The sequence below is a fragment of the Gemmatimonadaceae bacterium genome (assembly GCA_020852815.1).
Lineage (GTDB): Bacteria > Gemmatimonadota > Gemmatimonadetes > Gemmatimonadales > Gemmatimonadaceae > SCN-70-22.
Map to the genome: position 1 here is coordinate 18,987 of JADZAN010000030.1, position 24,643 is coordinate 43,629.

Genomic DNA, 24,643 nt, shown 5'->3' on the forward strand with positions numbered 1-24,643 from the left:
CTCGTCAGGTCAGGTCGTGGAGGTCGCGAGCGGCGCGTCGTGCAACGCCGCGGCAGCGACCTTCTCGACGCGTACGGCGCACGCCTTGAACTCCGCCGTCCCCGACCGCGGGTCGGAGGCGTCGATAGTGAGGGCGTTGGTGAGCACGTCGTCGGGAAAGTGGAACGTCATGAAGACCAGGTGTTCGCGCAGCCCTTCATCGATACGCGCCGGCGCCACCACGCTCCCGCGCCGCGACGTCACGCGCACCATGTCGCCGGTGGCGATCCCGAGGAGAGCGGCATCTTCCGGGGAGAGGTCGAGCGTCTCGCCGGTGTGCAGCGGCGAGTCGTAGGCCGTGGTCTGCACGCCGGTGTTGTACGATTCCAGACGCCGCCCAGTCGTCAGGAGCAACGGATAGTCGGCGTCGCGCTCTTCGAACGGCGGGGAGTGGTGCACCACGCTGAACGGGGCCGCGCGCCCCACGCGCGGGACCTGCCACAGGCGCCCATGCAGGAAGGTCGCTCCCGGATCCGATTCGTCCACGCACGGCCAGCGGATCCCACCTAACGACTCGAGGCGCTCGTACGTCATCCCGCCCACGAAGGCCGGGGCGAGCCGCCGGACCTCGTCCCACACTTCATTCGCCGTCGGCGTCGCCCAGTCGTGCCCCATGCGGCGCGCCAGCTCGGAGAGGATCCACAGCTCGTCGCGCGCCCCCTCGGGCGCCTGAGCCGCCTTGCGCACGCGTTGCACCCGGCGCTCGGAGTTGGTCACCGTCCCCTCTCCCTCGCACCAGGTGGCGGCCGCCGGGAGGACCACGTCGGCCAACTGCGCCGTGCGGGTGAGGACAATCTCCTGCACCACGAGGTGATCGAGCGAGCGCAGTGCCTGCTCCACGTGATTGGCGTCGGCGTCGGACTGCATCGGGTTCTCCCCAATGCAGAGCAGCGCCTTCATTTCACCCGCGGCCATCGCGTGCAGCATCTGCGTGAGGTTCTTCCCGTAGCGCGGGGTGATCTTCGTCCCCCACGCCGCCTCGAAGCGCGCGCGCGCCTCGTGGTCCTGCTCGATGTCCTGGAAGCCGGCGAGCTTGTTGGGAATCGCCCCCATGTCGCCCCCGCCCTGCACGTTGTTCTGTCCGCGCAGCGGGTTGCAGCCGGAGCCCCACCGCCCCATGTGCCCCGTGAGGAGGGCGAGGTTGATGAGGGCAAGGACGTTGTCGACCGCGTTGTGGTGCTCCGTGATGCCAAGCGTCCAGCAGATCATCGCGCGTTCCGCCCTGGCAAAGGCGTGCGCCGCCTCGCGAATCACGTCGCCGGGGATGCCGGTGATGGGCTCCGCGTATTCCAGCGTGTACTGCTCCACTGCCGCCTTGTAGGCCTCGAAGCCTTCCGTGGCGTTGGCAATGAAGGCTTCATGGTGCAGCCCCGCATGGATGATTTCGCGCGCCATCGCATTGGCGAGCGCGATATCGCTCCCCACGCGCAGCCCGCACCAGACGTCGGCCCACTGTGCGCTGGCCGTACGCCGAGGATCCATGACATAGAGGCGCGTGCCGTGATGGCGAATGCCCTTGAGGAGATGATGGAACCAGATCGGGTGCGCCGCACGGGCGTTCGATCCCCAGAGGAGCACCACATCGGCGTCCTCCACCTCACGGTAGGAATTCGTCCCCCCACCCGCCCCGAACACCGTCGCCAGACCGACGACGCTGGGGGCGTGTCAAGTCCGATTGCAGCTGTCGACGTTGTTGGTGCCGAAGACGGCGCGCGTGAGCTTGGCGGCGAGGAAGTTCACCTCGTTCGTGCTCTTGGAGCAGGAAAAGGTCCCGATCGCGTCGGGGCCGCGCGTGTCACGAACGCGAAGGAAGCCGGCGGCGGCTCGGTCCAGCGCCTCGTCCCACGAGGCGGGGCGCAACTCGCCCTGGTCGCGGACGAGCGGTTCCGTGAGCCGTGCATAGGGGCGCGGGGCGTAGCGACGACGGGTCATGCGGGGTCTCCGGTGTGCGTGCGAAGCGGATGTGAGGATGTTGGAAGGAGGGCGGTGGGGATGCAAGGCTTGACGCGCACGGGAGGGGCGACGCTGGGCGCGCCGGGGGTGTTCACGCCCCCGGAAAGGGTGAGGCGCTGGGCGCCGAATGCTCGTTAGGGCCAGCGCCGCGTCAGGCGCTGCTCGTCGGAGCGCGTGAGGGGGAAGAAGCGCGCGCTGTCCGAGGCAAAGTCCGCCGGGCGGCACGAGGCGGGGCGGCCGCACATCAGTTTCGTGACATCACCGTTGTGGGCAAGGCCGAACACGTGCCCCAGTTCGTGCGCCACCACGTTGCGTACCGTGTTGGGGAGCGACAGCGGGAGGATGTCGGCGCGACGCAGCCCGACCATCCCGCGACCGCCCTCGCGCCAGGGGACGCTGAACGAGATCAGGTCGGTGCGCGAGAACGCGATGACGATATCGGTGGGTCGCTCGGCCAGGCGGGCACGAAGGCGGAAGGTGGCGGGGCCGATGCCGATGGGGGCCTCGCGACTGGCCGCGCGAAGGAGGTCATCCGAGAGCGAGTCGTCGATGATGACAAGTCCGGTGAGACGCGTTCGCCGCTGGAGGCGCCCGAACTCGGAGTTCCAGTGGTTGAGGGCCTCGAGGGTGGGGCGAAGGCGCGGATCGGTCGGGGAAGAGAGGATGGTGACACGGAGCAACGGGCCGCCGACATCGTGTACGAGCGCCGTCTCGCGCACGGGACCGTGTGCGCGGAACCAGATCCAGGTTGCAGCTGCGAGCGCGACGCCGACGCCGGCGATGCCGGCCACTCGGCGGCGCGCTCGGGACTGTTGTTTCGCGGGCATATGTGGCGTGTGGTTGGACGAGATTTCCTCTCGGCCGCTCACCTCGCAACCCGCCTCGCCTCCATCGTCCAGAAGTCGCGCATCCAGGTCTTGCCGCGATCGAACGTCGCGTCGGCACGCCAGAGGAAGCTGTCGGGGCGGATGGCAAAGTATCGAAAGCGCACGAGCATGTCGCCGTACCACTCCGTGAGCACGCGCGAGTCGCCGTCGCTCCACATCAGGCCGGGCTGCCACGCGCCGCGCCGAGTGTCGATGCCTTGCATCTCCCAGATTCTCCGCGCCGGGTTGAACGCCCGGTACGTCCAGGTCCCCGCGTCCCACGTCAGGGTTGGGTCATCCGGGCGCCAGTGATCCTCGAGGAGGACACCCTTGCCGTCGGTGGCCTTCTTCGAGAAGACCCAGTGCCCCTTGAACGGGGGCGCGAAGCTCCCGTCGTCGTTCCGGTTCTGGAAGGTGAACTCCCACGTCCCGATGAGGAAGTCGAAGTCGGTCGCGGCGCTCTGACCCGTTAGGGTGTCGCCGACCGCGACGTTGGCGCCTAACGTGTCCGGCAGTGCAATGGCCCGCGGTGCTCGGCGCGCGTCCTGGGCCTGGAGCGTCGTGCTGAGGGCGATGACTGCGCAGGCGAGGGTAAGGGCGTGAATGGCGTGGCGCATGGCGAGGACGGTGAAAGAAGCACGTGGGCGACGAGCAGAGCATGCGCTGCGGATGTCGTCACCGTTCACGGTGTGTGGCTGTGACGAACCGCAACGAGCTCGAACAGAACAAGCTTGCGTGCGCGCGCTCGCGCACGCTATGGTTAGCCCCCGTTTTGACGCGACCCATGCTCCTCGCGCTCCAACTCCCATTTGCCGACCTGCGCCCGTTCTCTCCCGACGAGACGGGGCGACTCACGGTGCCCGCCTGGCCACTCGCCGAGCCTGACAAGGAGTTCGTGCGCGGCTTCGGCGTGGTCACCGAGCGCGCGCGCGGCGGGGTGGATAGCTGGGCCGGCGAGGAAGTCTATTGCCGCGCCTCACGCGCCGTGAAGTTCGCCCCCCGCGATGCCGCGCACGCGTCCCAGGAGAACGGGTCGTCGCGCATCTCGGCCAAGTGCGCCTTTCGTCGCCTTCTCTACGATGGCTCGGCGGTGGGGCGACTCGAGGTGGGGCTCGCGTTCGGTGCGTCAGGATCGCCGAGCAACACACAGGGGCGCGCGATTGGCGTCGTCGAGATGGTCGAGCAGCTGGCGACAGCGCCGGTGCGCATCAAGAGCGTGCACGGCCACGAGGTGCAACTCCCCCTCGTCGATGTCGGCGCGACATTCATCGAGCGTTATGCGCGTGCGACCACGCGCGCCGACTGGGTGCCGCGCGCTCGCCATGGCCCGTCGCTCGTTCGCGCCGGCGCGCCGCTCGCCATCCTCGAGTATCGTGCAAAGCAGCTGCGCCAACTCCCGACCAACCGTCGTGTGCTGGCCACGGGCGACGCCAGCATCGCGCTCAGCTTCTGTCGCGTGGTGCGCGGCAAGGGGCGCGACGGCTTCGGGGTGTGGCTCATCGGGCACGGCGACGGCGTCGATCGGGATCGGCTGCGGCAGCTCCGCATTCACCTGTTGCGGCTGCACGCCGAGAAGGAGGCGTTGCGCTTGACGTTGCGGGCGATGATTGATCGCAGCATTGCCATCACCCCGGGCTCCAGCGCCACCGACGACCTGGCCGATTACCTCGAGGAGCTGTTCAAGCTGCTCACCAAGCACACGCGCTTCGGCCTCGCGCAGTCGCCGCTCCTTGGCGTGGCGCAGCAGTTCGACGATCAGATCTCCATGGGCGAGCGCGACACGCTCCTCTCACAGCTCTCCAGGCTCAAGGGGCGGCTCGACCGCACCATGCAACGATTCTCCGATGCCAGCGGTCGCATCGTGATTTCACAGGGAGCCAACGCCACCGCGTACGTCTTTCCAGGAGGGAGCATGAGCGGCAACACATACAATGTATCGGGCGGCCAGGTCGGCGCCGTCGGCGACAACGCCACGGCCAGCAACAACACGTTCGTACAGAACAACGCGCTCGCGCCGGGCGTGGATCTCGCGGTGCTGGCCACGGAACTGGAGCAGCTGCGGACCCGTATGCGTGAGGAGGCCAGGACGCCGGCCGAAGACCGCGCCCTGGCCGCCGTGGGGGAGGCACAGGAGGCGGCGAAGAAGAACGATCGTGCCGGGGTCGTGAAGCATCTCAAGGCCGCCGGCGCGTGGGCGCTCGACGCGGCCACCAAGATTGGCGTCGCCCTGGCGACGGCGGTGCTGAAGGAGACGCTGACCGGGCGTCCGTAGATGGCGTCGCGCGGGGCGCTCCGCCGGTCAGCGCCCTTCCCTGTGCGACGCGGTGGTTGACGCGACACGATGCATTTCGTATTGGTAGTGACGCATGGGCGAGGCGCGACAGTTGTTCGTGGCCTGGTCCATCACCCACAGCAATGTGGGCAGGCGCTCGTTGCCAGCACCATCGACGGTGACTTGCACGAGAGAGCAGATGTGGGTTCGATTCCCACCGGGGCCATCGTTAGGTAGCAGCGGTTCCCATGCCCCGTAGCTCAACGGTAGAGCGACTTGATCGAGCGCAAGCTGGGTAGCCCCCAGTGGCTCGGGACGAAGATGTGGCCGCAAGGCCGAGCATAGAGACTTCGTTCAGAAAAGGACAAGCGCAGCCCCTCCAACGCTCGACGGCGGAGGGGCTTGTCCTTTAGGTATGGGCGCACCGCACGATCACGCGCCTAACGCCAGCTCGGCTCATCGAGACCGCGGAGCGCGGCGATTGGTATCGCGGTCCCCGTCTGCGCGTCCACCAGCGTCAATCTTTCTCCCCGCTTGTAGAGGATCCATGCGCCATCGGGCGACCAGGTGAACGAGCGCCCGTAGATTGCGCCCGCACCCTCGACGAGTCGTCGATAGCCCGAGCCGTCCAGGTTCACCAGCGCCAACGATCCGTCGCCCTCGATGTAGGCGATCGTGTTTCCCTTCGGGGACCATTGCGGATAGGCGCCGGGAACATCGATGGGGAGAAAGGCGTCGGTCGCGAGATCGATCACCCGAAGCCGCTCGTAGCCAGAACTCACCGTGTTCAGCGCGACGCGCCTCCCATCGGGCGAGAGCGAAGGGAACATCGTCTGGTCTCCGCGCAACGCCGCGGCGCCGATGACCATGACGCCCGTGCCGTCCGGATGCACGCGATGCAGGCAGTACTCGTCTGTCGCGCACTTCGCGTCGTAGCCAGCGAAGTAGACCCACTGCCCATCCGGGCTCGGCGCGACGCCAACCATGTGCGAGAGCGACGGCGGGAGCGTCGCGAAGAGATGCCGCGGGGCGCTCAACGAATCGACGAGAAGTATCGTGTAGAAGGGATTCACGTACCCGCTGTAGATGACCGTGGAGCTGCCGGGGAGCCAGCGCGGCCGCAAGCCGAGTCCACCATCGCTTGCAATCGCCAGCACACGCCGGTTGGAGCCGTCGAGCGAGATAGTGATGATCTCCCCACGACTCGTGTTGTGCGCGACGATGGTCGCTTCGGGGATGGTCGCGAACTGCAGCGTATCGTTTACGCCCCCGACGCTCGCCACCACGCGATAGAGCCCCACCGTCGAGGAGGCGACGACCCCCGCGGCCGACACGCTCGCACCGGCCGGCGCCCCGACGAGCGCGAAGGCCGGGGGATTGGTCAGGACATTCGAATGACGGTCGCGAATCGTCGCACGGATCGTGAAGCTTTTCGTGGGGAGGATGGCCGTGTCGCGAGGCGCCAGCTCGATCGATGCGACGCCACCGGGGACGGCGGTGAAACGGGCCGTGTCGACGAGGCCAATCGTCGGGACGCGCACCACCAGCCGCAACTGGCCAGGGATCGTCGGCAGCATGACGAAGGCGCCCTTGCGCCCCGACGCATCGGTGAGTCCGCTCGCGAAGTTCGCGTAGATCGTCGAGGTAAGCGGCGCCACCCAAGCGGCGAGCTGCGTGCCGGGAAGAGTGATCGACTCGAATCGCACGACGGTCCCTGACGGTGCGACGTTCCCGGACGAGTCGCGCACTTCGACGATCGACGGCGCGGAGAGTTGCGTGCCGACGGAGTCGGTCACCTGGTTGCCCGACACGAATTGAATTCCGCGGCGTATCGTCGGCGTCGGGCCTGCGCCATCGTCGGAGCTGCAAGCGGCCGTGAGCAGCAACGTGACGACGAGCACGTACGGTGTGGAGCGCATCATCCCCTCCCCCTGGTTGCGCCGTGCGAGTGGTCACGGCAATGGAAGAGTAGGGGGAGGGGGAGGCGGGGGCAATCGTGTGCGGCTGTCGGGGGCTCCCTTACGCCCTCTTACCGCGTCACCTTCACCACAAACGACGCAGAGAGCCCCTCGCCGCTCCCGTCCACTACGCCAGAGCCCACGAACGAGCGCTGAAGCGGCCGCACCCTCGCCCGCGTGACGCCCACCGCGACGCCACGCAGTCCGCTGCTCCCCATCGCGGCAATCGACATGTCGTCGACGCTGTAGAGCGGGACGAATCCGAGCACGATCTCCCCATCCGCGTCGAGCGCGGTGAGGCGCAGCACCTGCTCGGGGTTCACCGCTTCGCCCACGCGCAGGTGCACGGTGTCAACGGCCACGACGAGCCTGGCGACGCGTTGGTTGCGCTCGCTCGCGCGGTCGAGGGCGCTCGAGGCGCCGCGCGCGTAGTCGAACGCCGGCGCACGCTTCTGGACCACATCGCCATTGGACGGCATCGCTCGCGCGAGTGGCGCAGGAGACGCCTGTGTCCGCCCGCCCGGGCATCGTGCACGCGTCGCGTTGCTGAGGGCGTGGCGCAGCGTCCAGCCGACGCGCGTCGCGTCGGCAACGCCGCCACCGCGCGACGACGAGAAGGTCTTCTGCGTGATGAATTGCCTCCCATCCTCCATGGTCGCGCGGCAGTTCAGTTTGGCGTCGAGCCTGAAGCCGCCGTACGGCCAGACATCCATCTCGATGGAGATCCAGGGGATCTTGTCCCCAGGGGCAATCAGGGTGTTCAGGGCATTTCCGGACATGCGCGAGAGCTGCGCCCCATTGCGGCTGGCGGCCCAGCTCTCGATGGCCCGCATGATGGCCCGCTCGCTCACGGCCGGCGCCTCGCCGTCGTACCAGACCGACACGCGGATGGGATACAGGATCGAATCACCCTCCGCCGGCTGCACGACGAGCGAGCTGTCCCTGAAGAAGTCGGTGCGCGGGTCTGTCGCCTGGAGCATGACGCCCTTGGGGAGCAAGACAAGCTTGCGCGGATCGCGCCGGAACCAGAGCACGCCCATCACCACAGCAGCGGCAACCACGAGCAGGGCAACGATCGCTCGGCGCCACTCGCGCCACACGGAGGGTCCATCACCGGTCCAACGCGATGACGACGAAGATGAAGTCGCGGGCATGATGTCAACCTCGGAGGTGTGACCGCAGAAGTGCCGTTCTCGTTTGTCGCGCGCGCGCGCTCACGCCGCGCACTCGATGTCGTCCGTGGTGGCGTACCAGCGAATGGCCACGTCGCGCTCGCGGGTGTCGCACCACCGCAGGCAGGTCTCGACCTGCATCCCGCCGTCCTCGTGCTCGCGGGCGATGGCAATCAGGCACTCGCTCACCCCTTCGGTGGTCTCGTGCATGCGATCGTAGACCTCGAGGACGACGCCAACCTCCTCACGCGGGCAGGCCGCGGCCGACGACAGCTCCGCCACGGGGGCGTTGCGCATCAGCATGATGTCGCCTGCCCTCACCTGCAGCCGGTTCCAAAGCCGCCGCGCGCTCATGCTGCGCAGGTCGTCGAAGGTGGCAAGGGGGAGGATGGGCCAGGTGGAGATGCCGATCTCGAGATCGAGGTGTGAGGTGCTCCCGACCGACCAGACAAACTCCAGCGAGCAAGGGAGCTCCGGGTATTCGCGGTGCAGGCGCACGGCGTGACGCGCCAGCGTATACGCGGCGCCGACCAGCAGGAGCGGAGTGTGCGGTATCATCGGATGGTCCTCGGTTCCTGGTTGTAGATCGCCATTCCCTGTTCGCCCGCGCCGAGCGACAGGAGCGGGAAGTTGTTACGACCGCGGCTCGCCACGACGACCGATCCCTCGACGACCTCGATGCGCGTCATGGCGGGATCGGTCGCGTCGACATGCATCAGGGCGCGATCGAGAATGAGACGCGCCGACGGCGTGACGACGACGAACCGCCCGACCGGCGCCGATTGGGCGTAGACGCTGGCGGCGCCGTCGATGAAGAGCTCCTGCGCATTGTTGGGACCGGGCGCCTCGCTCCACGTAAGGCGCGTACCCGCCTCGAGCGAGACGCTCACGCCGGACGCGACCTGCACGACCTTCGACTCGCGCGCCGGCGCTTCGACGCTGTAGGTCCTGGGAGCTTGCAGGCGCTGCGACGCGGTATAGCCCATCCAGGCGCCGCCGGTCACTCCCCCCATGCTGAGCACGGCGAGGATTCCGGCCGCCAGCTGCCAGCGCCGGAGTTGGCGCATGTAGGCGTGCGCAGGGTCTGCCGCGCTCGCACCGCTGTCGTCGCGCGTCCCTTCCTCTCCCTCACCCACACTCGGCGACTCGCCACTCCCGCGCGCGTCCCACTTCTCGAGGAAGCGCTGATACGACGCCTCGCGCTCGGCGTCGGAGATCTGGAAGTCGCGAGCGCGCGGCCAGGCGTTCCACGCCGTGCGGATCGTCTCCACGCGGGCCAGAAAGTCCTCATCGTTGCCCAGGCGTCGCTCGACGTTGGCGAGATCACCCGCCGTGAGCGATTGCGTGAGGTAGTCGGCAATGAGGACGCCATCGGCGTCGGCGGCAATCGCCTGTTGGACCTCGGCGGCGCCGGGTTCGCGCTCGTCGGCGCCCTCGCCGCGCACGAGCCATTCCTTGATGTTCATTCGACCTCCCGTCCACGCAACGACTTCGGGGTGAGTTCGATCTCGGTGAGTCGGCGCTCCAGCCGCTGGTTGGCGCGCGACAGGTACACGCGACAGGACGCCACGGGAGCGCCGAGGTGCTCGGCGAGTTCGTCGATGTCGAGGTCGTGCTCGCGCGCCAGGAGCCACGCTTCGCGCAGGTAGGGCGGGAGAGTGGCGAGCACGTTCATGATCGTCTGGCGGATATCGCCGTCATTCGTGCGGAGCGACGTCTTGGTCCACTGCCGCTGGGCGAGCCGGGAGTCGGAGACCAGTTGCAACATCCGCTCGTGCCGCTCCATGTCGCGCCGGCGATCGATGGCCTCGTCGTGCACCATCTTGAGCAGCCGAAGACGCGCGTCGCGCCCCAGCGGGCCCTCGTGCGCGTCGTCGCTCCTGCGGGCGCGGTCGGCACCGGTCGTACGAGGCAACCGGGCGAGATGGCGTTCGCGCTGCGCAAAGAACTTGACGAAGGCGTCGCCCACGACGTCGGACGCCTCATCGCTGCCAACGATGTGCGCGGCGTAGCGCAGCATCTCGACCTGCACTTCGTGATAGAAGCGCGTCTCGTCGTCGCGAGGGGTGCTCCCTTCTGCGCGACGCACCAGCGGCCCTCGCTGCTCTCCTCGTGACACGTTCGTCTTCCTCCTCGCGACCAGCAGCGGCGACCCAATCATGTGGACGTCGCCCTGCCTGGCGAGCGCTGACGGTTAGCCAGATACCTCCGGACCGTTTGGGGAGCACGCGAATCGCGAGTGCCGAGCGCCCGGTCGAGCGCGTGCGGACGTCGAGACGCGTCCTCCTACCATACACACCGAACGAGAGGGGCGATTTATAACGTCGATCTTGAAGAACTCTTCGATCTGCGGTCAAGAGGGACGGCAGAGGGGGTGTTGTGCGCCTGGCGGCGCGGGGGGGGTTGACAAAAGGGAGGGGGTCGGGGGTTTGGGTGAGGGGGTTGGTGAACTCAGTCCGGTTTGGCGGGGGTGAAGGAGGGATGGTTGGGCTGTCTTGCGGATCGGGGGGGCAAGAAAGGGGCTGTGTGGAGTGGCGAGGGGACTGTGCGGGATGGCGAGGGGGCTGTGTGGGATGGCGAGGGGGCTGTGTGCGGTGGTGAGGGAGGTGTGCGGGCTGGTGAGACCACCGCGGGCTCACGCGAAGGCGCGAAGGGGGATGGTGAGGGGGCTGTGCGGCGGGGTGAGGGGGCGGCGCTGAGGGGCGAGGGTGCAAAGTGGCGCGGTGAGGAGGCGATGCGGAGTGGTAAGGAGGCGTTGTTCGCTTGTTAGGCGACTGGGGGGCGTGGTGAGGGAGCTGTGCGGAGTTGCGAGGTGATGATGCGGAGCGGTTAGGCGGCTCTGCGGGATGGTGAGGGGGCTGAGTGGGGTTGCGAGGGAGCTGCGAGGCGTGGTGAGGAGGCTGTGCGGCGCGGTGAGGGGGCTGTGCGGCGCGGTGAGGGGACTGCGTGGCGTGGTTCGGGAGCTGCGGGCTTTCGCGAAGGAGCACAGTGAGTTGGCGAGGAGACGATGTGGGTTGGCGAGGGGGCAATGCGGGGTGGTGAGGGGGCGGTGTTGAATGGTTAGGCGGCAGAGGGGAGTGGCAAGGAAGCGTTGTGGGACTGCGAGGTGATGATGCGGCGTGGTGAGGAGGTGATGCCGACCGGCGAGGGGGGACGGTGGTGTGGTGAAGGGGGAGAGTCGGTTTGTCAGTGCGCAGTGCGCGGTTGCAAGGCGGCGATGTGCGGCGGCATGGGAGCGTTGCGCGCTGGCAAGGCGACGATGCGGAGCGGCGAAGGGTGGTAATGGTGGAGTGCGGGGGCACGTGGGGGCGCACGCGTGCTCGTCGGGAGGGATGGCGCCCGCAACCATAGAGAGAGGAGACACGGCGTATGCAGGCACGGACCAAGCACGGATTGCAGACGATGCGCGCGGCGCACGCGTTCCTGTCGGCGCGCACCTTCACGGCGGCGATGGGCGACCTCAAGCCGCAGGTGGAGGTGCTGGCGGCGATCGTGGCGCGCATCGGCGATCAGGCGACCACGCAGGACGCGAGTGCGAGTGCGGCGCAGGCGGCGACGGCGCTCAAGCGGTCGCTCGCATCCACGTTGCGGCTGGAGTACGTGCGCCCCATCGCACGAATCGCCGGCAAGCTGTTCCCGGAGGACGTCGAGCTGCGGCGGTCGTTCGTGAAGGAGCCGCCGCGCGACGACGAAGGGCTCATCCAGCTCGCGAGCGCGTTCGCCGAGCGTGCCGAGCAGTACAAGGAGCTGTTTGTGGCGCGCGGGCTGGCGCCCGACTTCGTGGAGCGACTCGAGAAGGCCATCGACGACTTCCGGGACGTCCTCGTGGTGCGTGCGCTGGAGCAGGCGCGCCGGGCATCGGCCAGCGTCGCCCTGCTGGAGGAGCTGTCGCGGGGGCGGGACCAGGTGCGGCTGGTGGACGCCATGCTCGCCCCCCGGCTGGCGAGTCGCCCCGAGCAGCTGGCGGAGTGGCGCCGGATCACGCGCTTCGCGCGAGCGCGCGCCGCGGATGAGGGATCGCCCGCGCCGGGTGCGTCAGCGGGAGCGGGGGCGGCGCCGGTGTCCCCTTCTCTCCCCTCGCAGCCGGTCGCATCAGGAGCGGGAACGGCGGCCGTTTCGGGTGTGCAGCCGGCGGGTGAGACGTCGAGCACGACGCCGAACGTGACGCCCGAGGCGAAGGCGGCCTAAGGGGCGGGAGCTGTCGGCAGGTGCAAGCAGGACGGCCGGGGTTCCCTGGGTGGGGGGCCCGGCCGTTCTTCTTTGGGCTTTCGGGCCGCGCGTTCGGCGCCGCCGGGCGGCTATGCCAGCGCCTCTCCAAAGAGGAGAGGCAGCTCGATGATCAGGGCCTCCTCAGCTCCGTCAGGCCGCCAAGTGAGCCGCTCCAGCACGATCTCCGGGCGATCGTCACCGCGCCGCCACCGCTCGATGCACCAGGCGTCGGCGTCGACGATCCAGTACTCGTCGACCTGCTCCTCCAGATAGATGCGGCGCTTGATGCCCCGGTCGCGTCGGGCGGTCGAGGGCGAGAGGATCTCGATGGCCAGGAGGAGTCGCTCCGCTTCGGCGAAGGAGCGCGGTCGGCGACCGTCGGCGGCGCGGGGGACGACGAAGACGTCGGGCGCGAGGAGCCGGCGGTGCGAGAACTCGACGTCGGCAGGGGCGACGATCGCTTCGCCGAGTTCGTTCTGGCGGAGGAAGGTGGAGATCGCCTGCCAGAGCGCCAGCGCCGCGCGCTGGTGATTCCAGGACGGGGACGGCACGATCACGAGCTCCCCGTCGAGCACCTCGTAGCGCGTGCCATCGTCCGGCAATGCCGCAGCCATCGCGGCGGTCCACTGGGTCGCCATGCGTAGAGGGTACGGCATTCATGTTCGCTCGCGCAAGAGTTCATGCGCGGAGCCTAACGCTCGGCGGGAAGCTGGCGTCATCATTTCGATGCGGATTGGTGCATGGTGTTGCGGTGGGGGCTGACGCGGGCGCGTGGTGCGGGGAGGGCGGACGAGTGTCTCACGCGAAGGCGCGAAGACGCGAAGGGGGCGAAGGGGGCGAGATGTCGGGTGATCTGAGGTAGCCAAAGAGCGGCACTTTTGCTTCGAAGGAGGGCCGCGCGTGCACGACACGGACGTGCGTTGCCGCACGGGCATCCGCGTGCGTACTGGCGATCGCCTCCGGTTCTTCGCGTCAGGAACCGGGTACGACTGAACCGCGGCGTGCTTGTGCGCGCGCCCCCCTCAACCCCCCCTCCAACCCCTCAAACGCCTCCAACGCCGAGCGCAAATCCTCCACAATCTCCGCGGCAATCACATGCGGCGCCGGGAGATTCGCCGACGCCTCCAACGCCTCGTCCTTGAGCCAAAAGATATCCAGCGACGCCTTGTCCCTGGCGAGGAGCTCCTCGACGCCATACGGACGCCAGCGGCCGGAGGGATTCTTCCTCTCGCTCCACGTCGCCTTCCGCTCGTGGCGATTGGCGGGGTGGTAGCAGGCTACGAACTCGTCCAGATCCTTGCGCGCCAGCGGGTTGGTCTTGAGGGTGAAGTGCTGGTTGGTGCGCAAGTCGTACATCCAGAGCTTCTTCGTCGCCGCCTTGTCGCTGGCGGCGCGGCGGTCGAAGAAGAGGACGTTGGCCTTGACTCCCTGGGCGTAGAAGATCCCCGTGGGCAGCCGCAGCAGGGTGTGGACGTCGCACTCGTGAAGCAGCTTGCGCCTCACGGTCTCCCCCGCCCCGCCTTCGAACAGGACGTTGTCGGGGACCACCACGGCGGCGCGGCCGTTGATGCGGAGCAGCGTCTTCACGTGCTGAACAAAGGCCAACTGCTTGTTGCTGGTAGTCACCCAGAAGTCGTCGCGGACGATGGTGAGTTCCTCGCGCTCCTCGTCTCCCTCGGCGTTGACCATGCGGACGCTCGACTTGCGCCCGAACGGAGGGTTGGTGAGGACGAGGTCGAAGCGTTCGCCGGGGTCGGCGCGGAGCGCGTCGTCGACCTTCACGGCAGGGTCGACCTGCTCACCAGCGGTAGGGCCAATGCCGTGCAGCAGGAGGTTCATCCCACACAGGCGGGCGACGCTGTCGACCAGCTCCACGCCGCGCAGCGCCTCGAGCTTGAGGTGCTTCTTGGCCTTCTTCTCGAGGGTGTGATGGTGGTGGACGATGTAGTCGTGCGCCGCCAGGAGAAAACCGCCCGTCCCGCAGGCCGGGTCGCAGATGGTCTCCCCGGGTTGGGGGGCCATGCACTCGACGATCGCCTGGATGAGGGGGCGCGGCGTGAAGTACTGGCCGGCGCCCCCCTTGGTGTCCTGGGCGTTCTTCTCCAGCAGCCCCTCATACGCATCGCCCTTCACGTCGGCGTCGAGGGAGAGCCATTGCTCCCGGTCGATCAGGTCGGCGATGAGTCGGCGCAGCTTGGCGGGATCCTGGATCTTGTTCTGTGCCTTGCGGAAGATGAGCCCCAGCATCCCCTGCTCCTTCCCCAGCCGCTCCAACGTCTTCCGGTACTGTCCCTCCAGCGCGTCGCCGTCCTTGGACAGGAGGGCGGGCCAGTCGAGCCCCTTGGGGATGATGGACGGCTGGCTCCACGGCGCCTGGGTGCGCTCGTGGGCCATCTTGAGAAACAGCAGGTATGTGAGCTGCTCGACGTAGTCCCCGTAGGAGAGGCCGTCATCGCGCAGGACGTTGCAGTAGTTCCAGAGCTTCTGGACGATTTGCTGGGGGTTCATTCGCGTCAGCGCAGTGTCTACAGATGTTGACAAATGTCAACCACCGTATAGCATTACCAGTACAAATGGACTGGGGAATCCTGGTCGGCGCCGGGTCTCGGGGGAATCCTCGTGGCCCGGCGCTTCCGTTTGGAACCTACGGGAAGATCTTCAGCCCGTAGCCGTCTATGCGGCCATTCGAGGAACGCCGCAGCTTCGACTCGATGATCGACCAGGTTCGATTGTGTTGATCCGGCCGTAGGACGTGAAGCCCAATCGGACGCGCCACCAGGTCGGCGATCTGAAGCCCCGTGGACACTGCTTTCTTGTCGGTCAACACGATCTCGAGAGGTACACGACTGCAGATGGAATTCGCGCCGCCCGTGAGACGACGGAACTCGAGTTCGAGCTCACTATCCTCCTTGCCGCCGCGACGCTCGAAGACCACATGTGTCAAGCGCCCACCCTGCCCTTTCTCCTGTAGAAACGCGCAGATCCGCTCCAAGCCGTACTCCATCGCGAGTGCATAGGGATTCGTGGGTTCGCGATAGCGGTCCTTGAGCGCCTCCTTTCGAATCACGACTGCCACCAGCGTGACGGGGAGTCGCGCGATCAGATCGCTGAGGTCCTGGAAAAACTCGTCTCGTACCTGCTTGTTCACGAGAACTCGGAAGTCGCCCTTGGCCTTCTTGATGTGGTGCTCGTGCAGGATCACCTGGTCGTGGCCGAAGTAGCGAAACTTGAAACCGAGCATTCCGGGAACCGCGATCTCTGCATACTCGCGCTTCGAGAAGATCGAGAACGCGAGTACGAACGCCGGATACTCGGGATCGATGGACTGGAGACCGTGATCGCCACTCTCGTCGACGAACACGATGTAGTCGCTGAAGTGCGCAGTCACCGTTCTCACCCCTCCGGAGCCAGGAAGTACACTGGCTGCAGCGGCAACCGCCGCCTCGCGCCTTCCTCCAGCTTGGCGTAGTGCTCCGTCCAGAGGCGCACGAGCCGCTCCAGGTCCACCAGCGTCACCCGGCACGTGGTCTGCGACCGCGCTTCATCCGTGGCATCGCGGGTGAAGCCGCCGGTGTTCACGAAGATCCCCACATTGTCGGTGCCGAGAAGGGCCACGGAGGAACAGCACGTATGGGATCTGCCCGACGTCACCCCCATGAGAGAGACCATCGTCGCGCAGGACGTTGCGGCAGTTCCAGAGCTTTTGGACGTTTGCTGGGGGTTCATGCGAGGGGTGCGGATGCGGAGGGCAGTTCGCCGAGCAGTTCGTTAAGTCGCGCGGCCGACTGCACGAGTCCACCGGCACGAAGCGGACGGTGCGCGATCCGCATGAGCAGGTCGCGCAGCGGCGCGGGATGGAGCACACACGCGTCGTAGACCACCGAGAAGGGCACTTCAGTACCCGAGCCCCAGCTCCCGGGCTTGTCGAGTCAACTCATCCAGGGCCTCCCGAGACCGCTGATCCTGCGCGCGCTTGTATTCCGCCAGGTCAGCGTACAGGACCCGACGGTGCGTGCCGACCTTGCGGTGCGGCAGCTCGCCCTTCTCCAGGAGCGAGACGAGGAACGGCCGCGACACGTTGAGGAGATCCGCCGCCTGCTGGGTCGTCAGTTCCGCGTGTATCGGAACGATGGTCACGGCGTTGCCGTTGGCCATCTGCCCCAGGATCTCCAGGAACAGGTCGAAGGCGGCGCGAGGGACGACCACCGACGCGCCGTTCTCGCCGTCCGCGCGAAGGCGGACGTGCCGGCGCGCGCGACGGCTCGCCAGCGGCGATAACTCGCGCAGCGCTTCCTGCGCCTCGTGGGCGGTCTCGGGGGTCGGAAGTTCGAGGGTTGCGGTCATGGCTTCACCTTACCTGCTGGACGCTCTCACCGCAACATACGAAACAAACGAAACGAAAGTTCCTTGGGACCATCCACCGCCTTCCGACACGACAGGCGGGTGCTGTCCCCCGCCCTCACCCCTCCGGCGCGAGGAAATACACCGGCTGCAACGGAAAGCGCCGCCGCGCCCCTTCCTCGACCTTGGCGTAGTGCTCCGTCCACAGCTTCACGAGCCGCTCCAGGTCCACCGGCGTCACCCGTCGCGTCGTCTGCGACCGCGCCTCGTCGATCGCGTCGCGGGTGAAGCCGCCGGCATTCACGAAGATCCCCACATCGTCGGTGCCGAGGAGCGCCATGAAGGCGCGGAGGCCGTCGACTGCAACCTTCTGCTGCTGGCGCTTGACCTGGACCTTGATGCGCGGGAGCGTGGTGCCCAACGGGTCGTTGAAGGCGAGGATGTCGACGCCGCCATCCTTGCCGGGTTGGGCGATCCATCCCACGTGATACCCCATGGCGCCGAGGAGGGCGGCGACGAGGTGACCAGCCATCGCCCCGCATCCTTCACCAGCCAGCCGGCCTTCACGAAGGGGATCGAGGTGAAGCGCACGACCTTCTCGTAGCGCTGCGCCCCGGAGGCGTACTCGCCCGACTCGTAGTCGGTGGGCGGAAATCGCCGCGCGAGGCGTTCGATGACGTCGGAGGCGCGAAGTCCTTCGCTCTCGTTCCGCAGGACATCGAACACTCCGCGCATGAGCGCAGCGCGGCGCTGGAAGCTGACATGAGCGGTCGACTTGGGGGTCATCGGCGGCGAGGGCGTGCGGGGGACTTGGACTTGGCTCGCGTTCGAGGCGCGCGCGATTCGGATGCCTCGCGCTCGGCGCGGATGCGTTCGAGGAGGGCGGAGGCCGGTTCGTCGTTAGGGTTCTGGGGGACGAGTTTGCCTTCGAAGGCGTGCTTGAGGATGGATTGGCGGAGACGGGAGGCGCGGAGGAGTTGAACGTCTATGTCCGCTATGCACCTCCGGCTTGCCTCCACCCTCTCATCTACAATCAACGCAACGCGCTGTTGTTCCTCGATGCTCAATGGCGCTGGCAGCTCGATTCGCTCGATGTCCTGCTGATTGATCTTGTAAATGCCCGCAGTAGTTCGTGCCGCTTCCTCGATCTGTCGCCGAACGAGGAGTGAATCCCACGCGATTCGCAGATACTCGGGCAGCAGCTTCGACGTGTCCGGTCGCGCCCGAATCAGCGTATCGGGATAAGCAACGTCCGTACTCAGATCTCCAACGAGTCCGCCTCGCCCGACGAGAGTGCGCGAGCCGTTCCCTCGGGAAATGAGAAAGTCCCCTGATCGAATGAGGAACGGACGCGCTGCCTGCGCATCCCAAGCTCCGATCTTGCACTCGGACTGATCGACGATCCCTGACTTAAGGCAGGTGAGTCGAAGAACACGGAATCCCCGTTCGGCGGTCGGAACGGACCTGCCGTTCGCGAGCGGCGCCGCGAGCATGGTGCCAAAACGGAGAGATGGATACTGCGAGAGAGCGTTGTCGCGGATCGCCTCAACAAGTCGGATCGCATTCGCCCGCGCCCGCTCCAACCCCGCCACTGCCGCATCCAGCTCCGACAGGTGCTCCTCGAGCGCGGCAACGATGCGGCGCTGCTCGGCGAAAGGTGGGATGGGGATCGGAATCTCGGCAGCCCGCCTACCGGATACCTCCATGAATGTCGTTCCACTCGCGAACTCCCGAATCAGATCGGTATTGCCTGACAGGTACCAGTACACATAGTCAGATATGAGTCCGTCGCGGAGCACGAAGCTCTTGAAGCCCTGATTCGTTGATACTGGACAGGCGGCGATTGCGACGTATCCAACCGGGGCGCGCGAGGACAGCAACACCGCGCCCGCCGGCATTAGGCGAGCGCCCGAGTGCTGAAGCCCGACCGGTGTGATCGAACGGCTCCCAGTTGTGATCGACTTCGAACGATAGCCCGACAGATCGGCAGGGGTGATCCAGGGTATCGTTCCACCCCAGTACTGAGGCGACTTCGTATCAGGAGTACCACCGCCCACGACCTCTGCGACGTCCGTCATGGTCTTCCATGACCATGAGTCCGGGATGCTCCACCTGTGGCCGTTCTTGCGTTGTTCACTCACGCCGCCACCACCCCCGTCACCTCGTCAATCACTTCCTTCAACTCCTCCCCAAACACCCGATGCGCCGCCCCCAGCCCACCGCGCTGCGCGAACGGCGCATACTCGAAGTCATCCACGTCGATCTCCACGTTGGCCGCCAGGTGGTCGACGATCTCCGCCAACCACGCCTTCTGTTCCGTACTGAACCGACGACCGCCCGACTCCATCTTCGCGAGCCACGCCGCGAAGCGGGCGCGAGCCACCTCCGGGAACGGAGCGAGCGCGTCATCGCGATGCGTCGCGAATCGCACGAGCGAGACGACGTCGGTGAGCACGCGCGCCGGCCGGCCGCGCACCCGTGAGCGGTCGAGCAGCTCGTAGGCGCGCCATACCTCCTCCAGCGCGAGCGGCGGCTTCTGCCGCGCCAGCGTCTCGGTCAGCTCCTGCAGAGCGTCACGCGTGAGGCGACGCCCCTTGGCGCGTCCATACAGCAGCTGCAAGGCCACGAACTCGTCGCGGTGCGTCGCGATGAACTGCTCGAAGCTCGTGGTGAGCGACTTGGCGCGCGCTCTCGCCTCCGCCGAGATCCCGGCGTCGACCAGCTCGTCCTTGGAGGCGATGTCGATGACCTGCTCCTTGGAGCGCTTGAGGTCGAGGATGCGCTGGCGGAGCTGCGGATTGGTGGCGAGCGGGGCGACCGCGTCGCGAATGAGCTGCGCGCGCGCCGCGTCGAAGGCCTGCGCACTCGGCTCCGCCTTGCCACGCAGCCCCTCGTTGCGGCGCGCCTGCGACTGCGCGAAGTCGGGATCGAGCGCGTGCACGATCGCGTGCGCAAGGTCGCCGAGCGAGCAGCCGTCGGCGGCGTCCTTCACGCTCTCCCGTTCCGACCTGCCGAGCTGCCTATCGAGTCGCGCCAGGCGACTGGCCACCGACGAGGCGACGTCCGGATCGGTGTTCCCCATCGCGATGGCCTGCAGGAGCTTGTCGAGCGACACGGTCGGCTCGCGGTCGAGCGGGCGGGAATCGGAGAGATCCTCCTCGCTCACCCCCACGCAGTCGATCATGACAAAGCGCGTCTTGCTGCTGGCGTCCGGGGTGACGGCCCTGAGGTCGTCGGACCGTATCACGCGCACCCCGCGCCCCTTCATCTGCTCGAAGAGGGTGCGGCTCTTCACCGTGCGCATGAACCAGAGGACTTCGAGCGGCTTGACGTCGGTCCCGGTGGCAATCATGTCGACCGTGACGGCGATGCGCGGGTTGAACGAGTTGCGGAAGCTCTGCAGCAGGTCCTCCGGCTTCACGCCACTCGACTTCCACGTCACGCGCTCGAACTCGGTCCCATCGTCGTTGCGCACCACCTCGACCAAGCGCGCGGTCGAGGTGCGATAGGTGATCTTCTGCACCGCATCGTTCCCCAGCCCCAGCTCGTCGCGGATGATCTGCACCAGGTCGTCGGCGTGCGAGTCGTCCTTGGCGAAGACGAGCGTCTTGGGGACGTGCGTTCGCTCAGGGAATACGTCAGGGAGGAATCGATCGCGGAAGGCGCGGACGACGGTGCGGATCTGGTCGGGTGCCACGACATCCCGGTCGAGCGCCGCGCCATCGTAGGAGAGTTCCTCGTCCAGCTTCTCCCACCGCTTGGCGCGCGTCTCGCGATCGCGCTTGTCGACCCACTGCCCCGCCTCCACCGTCGATCCCTGCTCGGTGATCTTCGTGCGGATGCGATAGACATCGAAGTCGACGTTGACCCCATCGGCCACCGCCTCCTCGTGCCCGTACTCGGCGACCACGTTCCCGTTGAAGAAGCCGTAGGTGAGCTTGGACGGCGTGGCGGTGAGCCCGATGAGGAAGGCGTCCCAGTACTCGACGACCTGCCGCCAGAGCGTGTAGATGCTGCGGTGCGCCTCGTCGACGAAGACGACGTCGAAGGTCTCGATGGGGATGGCGGGATTGTAAACAACGGGGAGCGGCTCCTTGCGCAGGGCGTCCAGTCCGCCTAACGCTACGGCGACTTCGCCCGCACCGGCTTCGTCGCCTTCCTCCGAAAGATCCTCTTCCCCTTTCAGCATGGAGTAGAGGCGCTGCACCGTCCCGATCACGACCTTGGCGACCGGGTCGATCTTGTTGTGTGTGAGGCGCTGGACGTTGTAGAGCTCCGTGAACAACCGACCGTCATCCGGCGTGCGGTAGCTCTGGAACTCCTTGAGCGCTTGCTTGGCCAGGTTAGCGCGATCGACGAGAAAGAGGACGCGCTTCGCCCCGCCGAACTTGATGAGGCGGTAGATCGACGAGACCGCGGTGTAGGTCTTCCCGCTCCCCGTGGCCATCTGCACCAAGGCGCGCGGGCGGTTCTTCGCGAGTGAGACCTCCAGGTTGCGCACTGCCGTCAGCTGCGCCGGCCACATCCCGCGTTCGTCGACCGGAGGGAGCACGGTCAGTCGACCGCGCAGCGACGATGGGTGCAGCGAGAGCGGGTGCGGCTTGCCACCCTTCTCCGGGAGCCAGAGCGGCTCCGCCGAGAGCCACTCGGCGATGGTCTCCGGGCGGTGGAAGGTGAAGACCTCGCGGCTCTTGGGGACGGGGTCGAGGCGGTTCGTGAAGCGGGTCTCGACGCCGGTGCTCTGGTAGAGGAAGGGGAGCGGGCGGATGGGGGCCGGGACGCCGCTGGGGACGCCGTTGCCGTACTTCTCGCTCTGGAGCTCGAACTCCGTGAGTGGCGTCCCCGAGCGCTTTGCTTCCACCACACCGACGGCCTGACCATCGACATAGAGCAGGTAGTCGGCGAAGCCGTGGCCCGAACGGAGCGGATACTCGCGGATGGCGACTCCGCGGGCGGCCTGCAGGTTGAGGGCGGACATGTCCTGCATCACCCAACCGGCGGCGGCCAGCTGGGCGTCGATGTTCAGGCGTGCGCGGGTTTCGGGGGTGGTCACGCTTGCTTGGCGTGGAGGCTCGGTGTGTGGAGCGACGGGGACGGCCTCGCGGAGGGGTGAGCGAAGCGCGAGTGCCCGATCCCATCCCGAGGTGACCCGGCGGGAATCTGCAGAGGGGGGAGGCTGTTGGGGAGGGTAAGGTCGTGCTCGTCTGCGCGGGGGCAGTTGATCAGCGACCGCCGTCAGCTCTCTGCCGATATCTGGCGCAATTCATAGCGAGGCCTCCAAGAAAGCTCGCTTGGCGGCGAGGCTCCGCTTCAGACCGATTCTATTCGTTTGCGGGCAGCTGTGAACTCGACTGCATCGCAACACGACGCTGGTGCCCTCGGACGCCCCACATGACACTGGCGTATAGAATGGAGCTTCCGATGAGCCACCCGATGAATGCGGCGGCAATCAAGAGTCCTCCTTCGATCGAGGAAGCTCCGGCGAGATCGGACGCGAATGGTAGCAGCATCAGAGTCGTCAGCGCGATCGTGAGACCGACCGCCCTTTGCCCTACCGCGCGCGTTTGGGCGACGCGCCCCCCAACATAGCCGGCGATGACCCCGCCGAGGATTGGAAGCTTGGAGAGGCAGAGGCCCAGCAACATGATGGTGGCCATGGAGCCGGCAACTCGCTTACCTGAAACCTCCGCCTGATGCTGCTGATACGCGGTCGTCGCCATGCGAATACTCGCTGTAGAAAGTTTGCCGTCGACGCTTGAGCACCAGCATGGGCGCTGGTGCAGGACCCGAAGTCGCCGGGCTCGCGAGTCGGACGTCACGCGAGCCCGGCAGTGCCTCACTAGGCCAGCACACCGCCGATGATCGCACCAATCAGCAGTGGTGTGATGTGTACCAGCGAAAGGGCTATTCCTCCTGCACCCGCGACGGCCCCGATCAGTGGAAGGCCAGACAACGACGTCGCGAGCATGAACAAGGCAGCTCCGAAGACGATGCCCGGAATGAAGACCGCCACGATGGCGCTTCCGACCGAGCCCGCGCGTTTTCCTCCGACGAGCCCAGCGAGCAAGGGACCGAGTATCGGAAGCCAGAACAGGAGCATCGATAGGAGAAACATCCATGCGATGGCACTGCCGATGCTTCCCTGGGGCTTCACGATGGTGACTGGGACTGTCGACGGCTGTGTCATTGGCGGGCTCCGTGGTGTTGGTTGAAGACGTGCGGGACGGCGCGCGACCCGGGGGCGAGCCGTGGGCTCCTTGAGAACGCAGTGGGGCGTCTTCCTGCGAGGAGGTCGCATTCGCCGCCACTGACGATTGTCTCTGGAACGTTCGCTCGCCCCGTCAGACAAGCGTCACACAGCAGCACCCGGGCGTCCGCGAATCGGCTTTTCTTACCGACGTACGGTGGCGACTCGCCGCTTCCGCGTACGTCTTGCGCGGCCGACGCAGCCGTCCTGCACCTGGCGGAAGGGTGCCACCGGTCGTTAGTGGTCCGGAGTGCGCTGGCGGTGGCACCCAGCGGTCGCTTCCCGCCGACTGACGTTCGAATGACGAGTCGCGACTTACTCTGCTGGCCCCAACCCTCCACGAGGCCCGCGATTATGCCGACCCTGATCCCTCTCCGTCATCCAGCTGTCCGTTGCCTCGGCTCCGGACGCAGGCTCGTTCACACAGCATTCTTCGCGATGCTGCTCGCGCTTCCCACCGTGGCGGGCGCGCAGCTCCCCAGGTACGGCGCGATCTCGGCACGCGGATCCGCGTACGCCCGCGCTACGGCCGACTCGTCGTCACCAACCGCCGTGTACACCGCAGCGTTCGGGGCAGGAGTCTCATCACCCCCGTCCTCGGGCTACCGCCAGGGATTCGCCGTCGTCGGCAACGTCGATCTCTACCCTTCCAACCTCCCCATCGGCTTCCGACTGGATGGCTCATGGAGCACCATGTCGGCGAAGGAAGGAACCGCGACCGGCCAACTCAGTGCGCTGTCGCTGGGAGGAATACTGGGTCTGGCAGGAGAGAAGACCGATCCCGCCATCTGGATCTTCGGCGGTGTTTCTTACGCCAGGGCGGAGCTCTACGACTACGACACACAGGCCGAGTCCACTTCAGGGTACTCCGCGGGACATACCGTTGGTGCGGGGATTCGCTTGTCGGCGATGTTCTCCGTGGAGGTGCGTGCTCATACGGTCAATGGAACAACGTGGATCCCCGTCACCCTTTCGCTTCGCCCATGACCGGCCCCCGCACGCTGGTCCCGCGCTTCGGTCGATGAGCCTTCGTGAGACATCGTAGTTCCTCGCCCGCTCGCCACCGCTCGTGCCGCACGCCAGGACAAATGGGTCCCAGCTTTCGCTGGGAAGGTGGGCGTGGGGGCGGGCGGAGTGCGCGACATCCATCGAGGTCGACAACAACCAGTAAGCCGCTGCAACACGGTCGCCGAGCCCGAAACCCGTGCTTCGTGCCTTTGTGCCTTCGTGTGACATCGTGGCTCCTCGCCCGATCGCCACCGCTCGTGCCGCACGCCAGGACAAATGGGTCCCAGCTTTCGCTGGGAAGGTGGGCGTGGGGGCGGGCGGAGTGCGCGAGATCCATCGAGGTCGACAACAACCAGTAAGCCGCTGCAACACGGTCGCCGAGCCCGAAACCCGTGCTTCGTGCCTTCGTGCCTGCGTGCCTTCGTGTGACATCGTGGCTCCTCGCCCGATCGCCACCGCTCGTGCCGCACGCCAGTACAAATGGGTCCCAGCTTTCGCTGGGAAGGTGGGCATGGGGGAAGGTGGGCGTGGGGGCGGGCGGGGGGTGCGTTCCGTTCCTCGCTGCCCCCCAGACACAG

At 66.9% G+C, this 24,643-nt stretch carries 22 protein-coding genes; 3 read left to right on the forward strand and 19 right to left on the reverse strand.

Going from position 1 to position 24,643, the window contains the following annotated elements:
* Positions 1 to 9 precede the first annotated feature (9 nt).
* The 4 genes from IT359_16265 to IT359_16280 all read right to left on the reverse strand — a co-directional run bounded on the left by IT359_16265 (position 10) and on the right by IT359_16280 (position 3,475).
* On the reverse strand, positions 10 to 1,635 hold the full coding sequence (locus IT359_16265) for a molybdopterin-dependent oxidoreductase (protein ID MCC6930543.1): 1,626 nt from the start codon (positions 1,633 to 1,635) through the stop codon (positions 10 to 12).
* A 69-nt stretch (positions 1,636 to 1,704) separates the two neighbouring features.
* On the reverse strand, positions 1,705 to 1,971 hold the full coding sequence (locus tag IT359_16270; GenBank protein ID MCC6930544.1) for a molybdopterin-dependent oxidoreductase: 267 nt from the start codon (positions 1,969 to 1,971) through the stop codon (positions 1,705 to 1,707).
* A 155-nt stretch (positions 1,972 to 2,126) separates the two neighbouring features.
* The gene (locus IT359_16275) at positions 2,127 to 2,783 is read right to left on the reverse strand and encodes a hypothetical protein (GenBank protein MCC6930545.1); all 657 of its coding nucleotides are present in this window, start codon (positions 2,781 to 2,783) and stop codon (positions 2,127 to 2,129) included.
* Positions 2,784 to 2,857: 74 nt separating this feature from the next.
* Positions 2,858 to 3,475 (reverse strand): hypothetical protein, encoded by a 618-nt coding sequence (locus tag IT359_16280; protein MCC6930546.1) that lies wholly within the window; start codon positions 3,473 to 3,475, stop codon positions 2,858 to 2,860.
* A 167-nt stretch (positions 3,476 to 3,642) separates the two neighbouring features.
* On the opposite strand from IT359_16280, the gene IT359_16285 reads away from it, so the two are divergent.
* The gene (locus IT359_16285) at positions 3,643 to 5,130 is read left to right on the forward strand and encodes a hypothetical protein (GenBank protein MCC6930547.1); all 1,488 of its coding nucleotides are present in this window, start codon (positions 3,643 to 3,645) and stop codon (positions 5,128 to 5,130) included.
* Between the two features lie 440 nt (positions 5,131 to 5,570).
* On the opposite strand, the gene IT359_16290 is transcribed toward IT359_16285, so the two are convergent.
* The 5 genes from IT359_16290 to IT359_16310 all read right to left on the reverse strand — a co-directional run bounded on the left by IT359_16290 (position 5,571) and on the right by IT359_16310 (position 10,349).
* Positions 5,571 to 7,049: a hypothetical protein gene (locus IT359_16290; protein MCC6930548.1), complete on the reverse strand. Its 1,479-nt coding sequence runs from the start codon at positions 7,047 to 7,049 to the stop codon at positions 5,571 to 5,573.
* A 110-nt stretch (positions 7,050 to 7,159) separates the two neighbouring features.
* Positions 7,160 to 8,242 (reverse strand): hypothetical protein, encoded by a 1,083-nt coding sequence (locus IT359_16295; GenBank protein ID MCC6930549.1) that lies wholly within the window; start codon positions 8,240 to 8,242, stop codon positions 7,160 to 7,162.
* 60 nt (positions 8,243 to 8,302) lie between these two features.
* On the reverse strand, positions 8,303 to 8,818 hold the full coding sequence (locus tag IT359_16300; protein MCC6930550.1) for a hypothetical protein: 516 nt from the start codon (positions 8,816 to 8,818) through the stop codon (positions 8,303 to 8,305).
* Positions 8,815 to 9,726, reverse strand: a complete 912-nt coding sequence (locus IT359_16305) for a hypothetical protein (GenBank protein ID MCC6930551.1) — start codon at positions 9,724 to 9,726, stop codon at positions 8,815 to 8,817. Before IT359_16305 ends, IT359_16300 begins: the two co-directional genes overlap by 4 nt.
* Positions 9,723 to 10,349, reverse strand: a complete 627-nt coding sequence (locus IT359_16310) for a hypothetical protein (GenBank protein MCC6930552.1) — start codon at positions 10,347 to 10,349, stop codon at positions 9,723 to 9,725. The genes IT359_16305 and IT359_16310 overlap by 4 nt, the downstream gene beginning before the upstream one ends.
* A 1,280-nt stretch (positions 10,350 to 11,629) precedes the next feature.
* On the opposite strand from IT359_16310, the gene IT359_16315 reads away from it, so the two are divergent.
* Positions 11,630 to 12,448 carry a hypothetical protein gene (locus IT359_16315; protein MCC6930553.1) on the forward strand — a complete coding sequence of 273 codons (819 nt, stop codon included), beginning with the start codon at positions 11,630 to 11,632 and terminating at the stop codon, positions 12,446 to 12,448.
* Between the two features lie 110 nt (positions 12,449 to 12,558).
* Here IT359_16315 and IT359_16320 read toward each other — a convergent pair whose 3' ends face one another.
* The 10 genes from IT359_16320 to IT359_16365 all read right to left on the reverse strand — a co-directional run bounded on the left by IT359_16320 (position 12,559) and on the right by IT359_16365 (position 22,997).
* Positions 12,559 to 13,107, reverse strand: coding sequence for a Uma2 family endonuclease (locus IT359_16320; GenBank protein ID MCC6930554.1), 549 nt, complete (start codon positions 13,105 to 13,107; stop codon positions 12,559 to 12,561).
* Positions 13,108 to 13,441: 334 nt separating this feature from the next.
* Positions 13,442 to 14,977: an SAM-dependent DNA methyltransferase gene (locus IT359_16325; GenBank protein ID MCC6930555.1), complete on the reverse strand. Its 1,536-nt coding sequence runs from the start codon at positions 14,975 to 14,977 to the stop codon at positions 13,442 to 13,444.
* Positions 14,978 to 15,113: 136 nt separating this feature from the next.
* Entirely contained in the window at positions 15,114 to 15,857 is a 744-nt protein-coding gene (locus IT359_16330; protein ID MCC6930556.1) for a DUF3800 domain-containing protein, read from the reverse strand.
* 5 nt (positions 15,858 to 15,862) lie between these two features.
* Entirely contained in the window at positions 15,863 to 16,084 is a 222-nt protein-coding gene (locus tag IT359_16335; protein ID MCC6930557.1) for a restriction endonuclease, read from the reverse strand.
* Between the two features lie 279 nt (positions 16,085 to 16,363).
* Complete coding sequence (locus IT359_16340) at positions 16,364 to 16,813, reverse strand: helix-turn-helix domain-containing protein (GenBank protein ID MCC6930558.1); 450 nt, start codon at positions 16,811 to 16,813, stop codon at positions 16,364 to 16,366.
* 115 nt (positions 16,814 to 16,928) lie between these two features.
* Positions 16,929 to 17,342: a restriction endonuclease gene (locus tag IT359_16345; GenBank protein ID MCC6930559.1), complete on the reverse strand. Its 414-nt coding sequence runs from the start codon at positions 17,340 to 17,342 to the stop codon at positions 16,929 to 16,931.
* A 250-nt stretch (positions 17,343 to 17,592) separates the two neighbouring features.
* On the reverse strand, positions 17,593 to 18,888 hold the full coding sequence (locus tag IT359_16350; GenBank protein MCC6930560.1) for a restriction endonuclease subunit S: 1,296 nt from the start codon (positions 18,886 to 18,888) through the stop codon (positions 17,593 to 17,595).
* A gap of 59 nt (positions 18,889 to 18,947) precedes the next feature.
* On the reverse strand, positions 18,948 to 21,863 hold the full coding sequence (locus IT359_16355) for a DEAD/DEAH box helicase family protein (GenBank protein MCC6930561.1): 2,916 nt from the start codon (positions 21,861 to 21,863) through the stop codon (positions 18,948 to 18,950).
* A gap of 268 nt (positions 21,864 to 22,131) precedes the next feature.
* Positions 22,132 to 22,530: a hypothetical protein gene (locus IT359_16360; protein MCC6930562.1), complete on the reverse strand. Its 399-nt coding sequence runs from the start codon at positions 22,528 to 22,530 to the stop codon at positions 22,132 to 22,134.
* Between the two features lie 119 nt (positions 22,531 to 22,649).
* Positions 22,650 to 22,997: a hypothetical protein gene (locus tag IT359_16365; protein MCC6930563.1), complete on the reverse strand. Its 348-nt coding sequence runs from the start codon at positions 22,995 to 22,997 to the stop codon at positions 22,650 to 22,652.
* A 498-nt stretch (positions 22,998 to 23,495) separates the two neighbouring features.
* Here IT359_16365 and IT359_16370 point away from each other — a divergent pair, with 498 nt between their 5' ends.
* Positions 23,496 to 24,044, forward strand: coding sequence for a hypothetical protein (locus IT359_16370; GenBank protein ID MCC6930564.1), 549 nt, complete (start codon positions 23,496 to 23,498; stop codon positions 24,042 to 24,044).
* The last annotated feature ends 599 nt before the right edge of the window (positions 24,045 to 24,643 follow it).

What these genes read in the sequence shown, in the direction of transcription:
- IT359_16320 (MCC6930554.1), bottom strand. Translation starts at nt 13,107, where the DNA reads ATGGCGACCCAGTGGACCGCCGCGATGGCTGCGGCATTGCCGGACGAT.
- IT359_16350 (MCC6930560.1), bottom strand. Translation starts at nt 18,888, where the DNA reads ATGACGGACGTCGCAGAGGTCGTGGGCGGTGGTACTCCTGATACGAAG.
- IT359_16360 (MCC6930562.1), bottom strand. Translation starts at nt 22,530, where the DNA reads ATGGCGACGACCGCGTATCAGCAGCATCAGGCGGAGGTTTCAGGTAAG.
- IT359_16370 (MCC6930564.1), top strand. Translation starts at nt 23,496, where the DNA reads ATGCTGCTCGCGCTTCCCACCGTGGCGGGCGCGCAGCTCCCCAGGTAC.
- IT359_16280 (MCC6930546.1), bottom strand. Translation starts at nt 3,475, where the DNA reads ATGCGCCACGCCATTCACGCCCTTACCCTCGCCTGCGCAGTCATCGCC.
- IT359_16295 (MCC6930549.1), bottom strand. Translation starts at nt 8,242, where the DNA reads ATGCCCGCGACTTCATCTTCGTCGTCATCGCGTTGGACCGGTGATGGA.
- IT359_16290 (MCC6930548.1), bottom strand. Translation starts at nt 7,049, where the DNA reads ATGCGCTCCACACCGTACGTGCTCGTCGTCACGTTGCTGCTCACGGCC.
- IT359_16340 (MCC6930558.1), bottom strand. Translation starts at nt 16,813, where the DNA reads ATGACCGCAACCCTCGAACTTCCGACCCCCGAGACCGCCCACGAGGCG.
- IT359_16365 (MCC6930563.1), bottom strand. Translation starts at nt 22,997, where the DNA reads ATGACACAGCCGTCGACAGTCCCAGTCACCATCGTGAAGCCCCAGGGA.
- IT359_16300 (MCC6930550.1), bottom strand. Translation starts at nt 8,818, where the DNA reads ATGATACCGCACACTCCGCTCCTGCTGGTCGGCGCCGCGTATACGCTG.
- IT359_16270 (MCC6930544.1), bottom strand. Translation starts at nt 1,971, where the DNA reads ATGACCCGTCGTCGCTACGCCCCGCGCCCCTATGCACGGCTCACGGAA.
- IT359_16345 (MCC6930559.1), bottom strand. Translation starts at nt 17,342, where the DNA reads ATGGCTGGTCACCTCGTCGCCGCCCTCCTCGGCGCCATGGGGTATCAC.
- IT359_16315 (MCC6930553.1), top strand. Translation starts at nt 11,630, where the DNA reads ATGCAGGCACGGACCAAGCACGGATTGCAGACGATGCGCGCGGCGCAC.
- IT359_16325 (MCC6930555.1), bottom strand. Translation starts at nt 14,977, where the DNA reads ATGAACCCCCAGCAAATCGTCCAGAAGCTCTGGAACTACTGCAACGTC.
- IT359_16305 (MCC6930551.1), bottom strand. Translation starts at nt 9,726, where the DNA reads ATGAACATCAAGGAATGGCTCGTGCGCGGCGAGGGCGCCGACGAGCGC.
- IT359_16285 (MCC6930547.1), top strand. Translation starts at nt 3,643, where the DNA reads ATGCTCCTCGCGCTCCAACTCCCATTTGCCGACCTGCGCCCGTTCTCT.